The sequence below is a fragment of the Stenotrophomonas sp. PS02289 genome, from assembly GCF_029960115.1.
In the GTDB taxonomy this organism is placed as follows: Bacteria; Pseudomonadota; Gammaproteobacteria; order Xanthomonadales; family Xanthomonadaceae; genus Stenotrophomonas.
On record NZ_JASCOZ010000214.1, the window covers coordinates 1 to 6,235 of the forward strand.

Below are 6,235 nucleotides of genomic sequence, written 5' to 3' on the forward strand. Positions count from 1 at the left end.
ACGTTCAAGGACTGGATATGATCAACCCGCCCCGCTGGTGACACCGTAGAGCCACGCCCTGCGTGGCTGCTTTCGGGCGATCATGCGGTGCAGCCACGCAGGGCGTGGCTCTACGATCCAATGTTGTCCATTGACCCGAGTCCATGCCCCCACTCCTCAAAATCCGTTCCGAGCGTGATCAGATGTCGGCGATTGAACGCCGCATTGGCGATTTCATTCTCGACAACGCCCACCTCCTGCGCGACTACTCCTCGCAGCAGCTGGCCAGCGCGCTGGGGATCAGCCAGTCCAGCGTGGTGAAGTTCAGCCAGAAGCTGGGCTTCAAAGGCTACCCGGACCTGAAGTACTCGGTGGGCCAGGCAGTGGCCCGCGCCGGCAGTGACCCGCAGGCGGCTCCGCCCACGGGCGAGCCGGGCAACGGCTATGCGCAGCTGGGCGAGCGCCTGCGGCAGAGCCGGCAGGCCGCCGACGATGAAACCCGGGTGGCCAATGCACAGGCCGACGTGGAGCGCATCGTGGCGCTGATCGACGGTGCACCGAAGGTGTTCGTCTATGGACTGGGCGACGATGGCCTGTATGCGCGCGAGTTCGCGATGCGGCTTTCGCTGCTGGGCATGCTCACCGTGCACCACGCCGATCCGATTCTGATGATGGCCAATCTGGCGGCGGTGCGCCCCGGCGATGTGCTGCTGGTGTTTTCTGAATTCGGCAAGCTGCCACAGCTGTACCAGCTTTCGCGCCAGTTCCAGGACATGGGCGGCAAGGTGGTGTCGATCACCCGCCACACCGCCAACCCGCTGCGCGCGCATGCCGATGCGGCACTGGTGGTGTGTGCGCACGATCCGTCGCCCTCGATGGCGCAACTGTTGTACCGTTCAGCCTTGCAGTCGCTGCTGGACTTTCTGTTTGTCCTGCTCTGCCATGCCAACCCGGACCGGCACCGCCAGCTGGGGGTGAACCTGGAGCGGATTGAACACCTGATCGACACCTGAGTGCTGGAGTTGACGATGCTGCCGTACCTGCGAACCGCTGTTGCCACCGTTGTGCTGGCCTGTGCCCTGCCCGCCTGGGCGAACGCGCCCCTGGACGGCACCACCCAGCTGGTGGTGGTGACCACTGCGGACTGGGACGCCACCTCCGGCACGCTGCAGGCCTATGCGCGCACCGAGACCGGCTGGCGGCCGCAGGGCGAGGCGTTCACCGTGGCGGTGGGCCGCAGCGGCAGTGCCTGGGGCACGGGCCTGCATCCGGCGCAGCGCGGCGGGCCGCAGAAGCAGGAAGGCGATGGCCGCAGCCCGGCGGGCGTGTTCGCCATCGGCGAGGCGTTCGGCTATGCCGACAAGGTGGAGACCTCCCTCCCCTACCAGCCCATGCTGGAAAGCAGCTACTGCATGGATGTGCCGGATTCGAAGTACTACAACCGCATTGTCGATGCGGAGGTGGTCGGGGCCGAAGCGGTGGAAGGCTCGACTGAGCCGATGCGACTGGACCTGCACAACAAGGGCGACGTGCGCTATCGCGAGGGCTTTGTGATCGAGCACAACCCGAAGGCGGTGCCGCGCGGCGGCAGCTGCATCTTCGCGCACCTGTGGCGCACCCCGGGTGAGGCCACGGCCGGGTGCACGGCGATGGAGCCGGCGCACATGGCCACCCTGCTGGGCTGGCTGACGCCGGCGGCGCGGCCGCGCTTCGTGCTGCTGCCGAAGGCGCAGTACGCGCAGCTGCAGGCGCAGTGGCAGCTGCCGGCATTGGGCGCGCCATGAGCACACCTGCGCAAGGCGGATCGTCCGAGCCGCAGCTGGAGCGTGCGGTCAGCCGCTGGCAGATCGTCGGGCTGTCGATCAACGATGTGATCGGCAGTGGCATCTACCTGCTGCCGGCGGCCACGGTACTGCTGCTCGGGCCCTTCAGTCTGTGGGGCGTGCTGGCGGCCGGCATCGTGGTGGCGCTGCTGGTGCTGTGCTACGCGCAGGCGGCGAGCTACTTCGACGAACCGGGCGGCAGCTACCTGTATGCGCGCGAGGCATTCGGGCGGTTTGCGGGGTTTGAGATCGGCTGGATGATCTGGCTGACCCGGATCAGCTCGGCAGCGGCGTTGAGCAATGCGCTGGCTGATGCGGTGGCGCGGTTCTGGCCGTGGGCGGGGCACGATGTAGGCCGGGTGCTGGTGATCGTGGTCTCGCTGGGCTTTTTGACCGCAGTGAACGTGATGGGCGTGCGCTCGGCCGCGCGCACCGGCATCGTGCTGGTGATCGGCAAGCTGCTGCCGCTGCTGCTGTTCGTGCTGATCGGCGTGTTCTATGTGGACATGGACCTGGCGTTCTCCGGCCAGCGCCCGGACCCGCATGACCTGCAGCGGATGGGCGAGGCGGCGCTGTTGCTGCTGTATGCGTATGCCGGCTTTGAGAACATTCCGGCGGCGGCGGGCGAATACCGCAACCCGAAACGCGACATTCCGTTCGCGCTGATCACCATGATTGTGACGGTGACGGTGATTTACGGCGCGGTGCAGTTCATTGCCCAGGGCACCCTGCCCGGCTTGGCGGATTCGGCCACGCCGCTGGCGGATGCGGCGGCCGGGTTTGGCGGTGAGGCGCTGGCGTTGATTCTGACCGTGGGTGCGACGATTTCGATTCTGGGCACCAACAGCAACACGATGATGATGGGGCCGCGCTTCCTGTTCGCGCTGGCCCGTGATGGGTATGGGCCGAAGTTGCTGGCGCAGGTGCACCCGCGCTTCCGCACGCCGGCGGCGGCGATCGTGACCCAGGGGTTGATTGCGCTGGTGCTGGCACTGAGCGGCTCGTTCGTGCAGCTGGCGCTGTTGTCGATGACCACGCGGTTGTTTGCGTATATCGGCACGGCGGCGGCGGTGCTGGTGCTGGCGCGGCGTTTCCGCGACCGGCCGGGGGCGTTGAAGCTGCCGGGTGGGCCGTTGATTCCGGTGCTGGCGCTGGTGCTGTGCCTGGCACTGTTTGCCAGTGCGAGCTGGCAGAACATTGCGGCGGCGTTGATCGCGTTTGCGGTGGGTGGGGTGATTTATCTGTTGCCGCGGAAGGGCGAGTGATCGCATGAATGGCGTTTGATCCGCCATTCACCCGCTGCGCCCACGGCGTTAACCGGCACATGGCTACGGTAGAGCCTCACCCCACCGGAGCCAGACATGAGCCCTGACTATCAGATTCCCGGCCGGGTGCCGGAAGACGGCGTGCCGCGCGAAGCGGTCTCCGATTACTGGCGCGAGCGCTTCAGCGCCGAGCCTTACTACGACAGCAGCAGCGACCTGATCTTTGAAGACTACGAGCCGGCGTATTACCTGGGCTACAGCGCGCGCCATCAGCGCACGCGGGCCGATGAGGTGATTGCGGCGTATGAGCAGGTGGAGGCCGAGTTGCAGTCGCGCTGGGCGCAGGAACATGCGAAGAGCAAGTTGACCTGGGAACAGGCGCGGAGTGCGGTGCAGCGGGGGTGGGATGAGTCCACCGCGTTGCGGCAGGCGCATTTGGATAAAGGCGTGCCGCGCGGGACGTGATTGAGTGGTGAGGCGTTGGCCCGGTTGGGTCCATGCGTTAACGTGCCGATCAGTGTTATCGGCAGGCGTCTTGCGACCGCCTCTACCATTGACGCCCTATCGGCAATATCGACGATAGGGCGCGGTTTATTCGCCCGGGAGCGGCGGCAGCTTGGCCGGGCGCTTGGGTTCATCAGCACCTGCGGCCATGAGGTCGCGGGTGTTTTTCTGCACGGCGACCGCGCCGAACAGGCTGAGCGCGAAGGCCATGCCGTAGAAGCCCTTTTCGCTCAGCAGCAGAGTGGCGTTCCACAGGCCGACCAGCAACAGCAGCAGCGAGGCCAGCAGGGCGAACCAGCACAGCGAGTAATACAGGCTGCTGACCGGAATGCCTTCCACACGGTCGCGTACGCTCTTCTGCAGCGAGACGGCGGCGAACAGGCCGAACAGCAGCAGGGTGAGGTAGTAGCCCTTCTCGTTGAGGGCCATTTCGGCGTTGAACAGGCCGATCAGGTAGGCCGCCGCGCCCAGCAGCAGGGCCGTCCACGAGGCGGCGATGAAGGCGGGTGAAGGCTTCTGTACGCTGGTATTCATTGCAAACTCCGTTTTGACGCGTCCGTGTTGCTGCGTACGGTAGCTGAATCCGGGCGGCGCGCCTATCCGGGGTGACCTATGGTCCACGCGGTGTTGATGGTCATGCTGTACAAACAGGGCTGGATATCGCACCCCTGACGGAGACACCCTCATGCCCCGCCATCTGCTGCTCACCCTGGCCCTGGCTGCCACCCCCGCCCTGTTCACCACCGCCTGCGTGGCCGCCGGCCCCACCGCCACCGCCGCGCCGGTGATCCAGAAGGCCGACTGGCCGTTCACCGCCACCGAAGTCGCCCGCTTTGACCAGCCGTGGGCAATGGCCTTCCTGCCGGATGGCAGCCTGCTGGTGACCGAGAAGGAAGGCGCGCTGCAGCACTTCAACGTGCAGACCGGCAAGCGCGCGGCGATCACCGGCCTGCCCAAGGTGGCCTACGGCGGCCAGGGCGGTATGGGCGATGTGTTGCCCCACCCGGACTTCGCGAAGAACGGCTGGCTGTACGTCAGCTACGCCGAAGAGGGCGAAGGCGACACCCGCGGCGCAGCCGTGGCGCGCGCCAAGCTGGTGTTGGCGGCCGACGGCAGCGGCACCCTGCAGGACTTCAAGGTGATCTGGCGACAGACCCCGAAGGTCACCGGCAAGGGCCACTATGGCCACCGCCTGGCGTTCGGCCCGGACGGCAAGCTGTGGATCACCTCCAGCGAACGCCAGAAGTTCGACCCGGCCCAGGACATGAGTGGCAACCTGGGCAAGATCATCCGCTTGAATGACGACGGCAGCGTGCCCTCGGACAATCCGTTCGCCTCGCAGGGCGGCGTGGCGGCGCAGGCGTGGTCGATCGGTCACCGCAACGCGCTGGGCATCGCCTTCGATGCGCGCGGCAAGCTGTGGGTGCATGAAATGGGTCCGGCCGGCGGCGACGAACTGAACCTGATCGTGCGCGGCAAGAACTACGGTTACCCGATTGTCTCCAACGGCAATCACTACGACGGCCGCGAGATTCCGGACCACAGCACCCGCCCGGAATTTGAAGCACCGAAGATCACCTGGACCCCGGTGATTTCGCCGGCGGGGTTCATCATCTACAACGGTTCGCAGTTCCCGCAGTGGAAGGGCAGCGGTTTCATCGGCGGGCTGTCGTCGACCTCGCTGGTGCGGGTCGCGTTTGACGGCGACAACGCGAAGGAAGCGGAGCGATTCGCGATGGGTGAACGCATCCGTGAAGTGGAACAGGGTCCGGATGGCGCGATCTGGGTGCTGGAGGATGGCAGCAAGGCGCGGTTGTTGAAGCTGACGCCGAAGGGTTGATGCGCGCGAAGGGACGCGCGCGATGCGCGTCCCTCGCGGTGCCACATCGGGCGATCAACTGCCGATGTTGTTGACCTTCACTTCGGACTTCGTGCAGGCCTTGTCCAGGCACGTGCCGGTGATCCACACCTCGCCCTGCCCCAGCATCACGCCCTGCTGGTTGACGAACAGGGTGTCGAAGCGCTGTTCGGCGATTAACGCCTTCAAGGCCGGCGTGACGATCTTCGGGTAATCGCGCTGGAATGCGGCGGCATCGGCGAGCTTCTGAGTCTTGCCGTCCACGCTTACCCGCACCGGGTAACGCAGCAGCCCGGCAACGGCGGCAGCATCATCGGCGGCAACACCGCGCTGCAGGTCGGTGAACACCTTTTCATACTGATCCACATCGCCGAGCAGGCGTTCAATGCGTTGACGCGCGTCACCTTCGGCGGCGGCAGCGTGGTCGTCGCCGGAAGCGGCGGCTTCACCGGCGGCCACTTCGGTGGTGGCGGGGGCCGGGGTGGTGGCCGGTGCCGGCTCGCTGGTCGCGGGCACCGCGTCAGGCGAATTGCTGGCGACGGGCGCGTCCTCCGCCGGCGCGGTGGTGGGCGCTTCGGTGGCGGTGGAGGATTCGGGCTTGCTGCAGGCGGTCAGCCACAGCGGTGTGGTGAGGGCGAGGAGCAGCGGGAGCGGAGTCAGGCGCATGGGGAACTTCCATCATGATGCGGTGGAAGAAGCGTAGGCCAGCTCGTGTCACCTCATGATGACGGGATCCGGTAGCGGGGGGGGGGGGGGGGGGGGGGGGCGCGCGGCGGGGGCGGCGGCGGCGGGGGGGGGGCCCGCGG

General features: G+C 66.7%; 7 protein-coding genes. 5 read left to right on the forward strand and 2 right to left on the reverse strand.

The window, feature by feature from the left end; translation table 11 throughout:
* Window positions 1–143: 143 nt before the first annotated feature.
* From QMX83_RS19435 to QMX83_RS19450, 4 genes are all read left to right on the forward strand, one after another.
* Window positions 144–992: a MurR/RpiR family transcriptional regulator gene (locus QMX83_RS19435; protein ID WP_282298289.1), complete on the forward strand. Its 849-nt coding sequence runs from the start codon at window positions 144–146 to the stop codon at window positions 990–992.
* A 15-nt stretch (window positions 993–1,007) separates the two neighbouring features.
* Complete coding sequence (locus QMX83_RS19440) at window positions 1,008–1,763, forward strand: L,D-transpeptidase family protein (protein WP_282298290.1); 756 nt, start codon at window positions 1,008–1,010, stop codon at window positions 1,761–1,763.
* On the forward strand, window positions 1,760–3,067 hold the full coding sequence (locus QMX83_RS19445; RefSeq protein WP_282298291.1) for an amino acid permease: 1,308 nt from the start codon (window positions 1,760–1,762) through the stop codon (window positions 3,065–3,067). Before QMX83_RS19440 ends, QMX83_RS19445 begins: the two co-directional genes overlap by 4 nt.
* Before the next feature lie 96 nt (window positions 3,068–3,163).
* The gene (locus tag QMX83_RS19450) at window positions 3,164–3,532 is read left to right on the forward strand and encodes a hypothetical protein (protein ID WP_282298292.1); all 369 of its coding nucleotides are present in this window, start codon (window positions 3,164–3,166) and stop codon (window positions 3,530–3,532) included.
* Between the two features lie 126 nt (window positions 3,533–3,658).
* Here the strand turns inward: QMX83_RS19450 and yiaA are convergent, their stop codons facing one another.
* Entirely contained in the window at window positions 3,659–4,105 is a 447-nt protein-coding gene (yiaA, locus tag QMX83_RS19455; protein ID WP_282298293.1) for an inner membrane protein YiaA, read from the reverse strand.
* A gap of 151 nt (window positions 4,106–4,256) precedes the next feature.
* Here yiaA and QMX83_RS19460 point away from each other — a divergent pair, with 151 nt between their 5' ends.
* Window positions 4,257–5,411, forward strand: coding sequence for a PQQ-dependent sugar dehydrogenase (locus QMX83_RS19460; RefSeq protein WP_282298294.1), 1,155 nt, complete (start codon window positions 4,257–4,259; stop codon window positions 5,409–5,411).
* 54 nt (window positions 5,412–5,465) lie between these two features.
* Here QMX83_RS19460 and QMX83_RS19465 read toward each other — a convergent pair whose 3' ends face one another.
* The gene (locus QMX83_RS19465) at window positions 5,466–6,095 is read right to left on the reverse strand and encodes a hypothetical protein (RefSeq protein WP_282298295.1); all 630 of its coding nucleotides are present in this window, start codon (window positions 6,093–6,095) and stop codon (window positions 5,466–5,468) included.
* Window positions 6,096–6,235 lie beyond the last annotated feature (140 nt).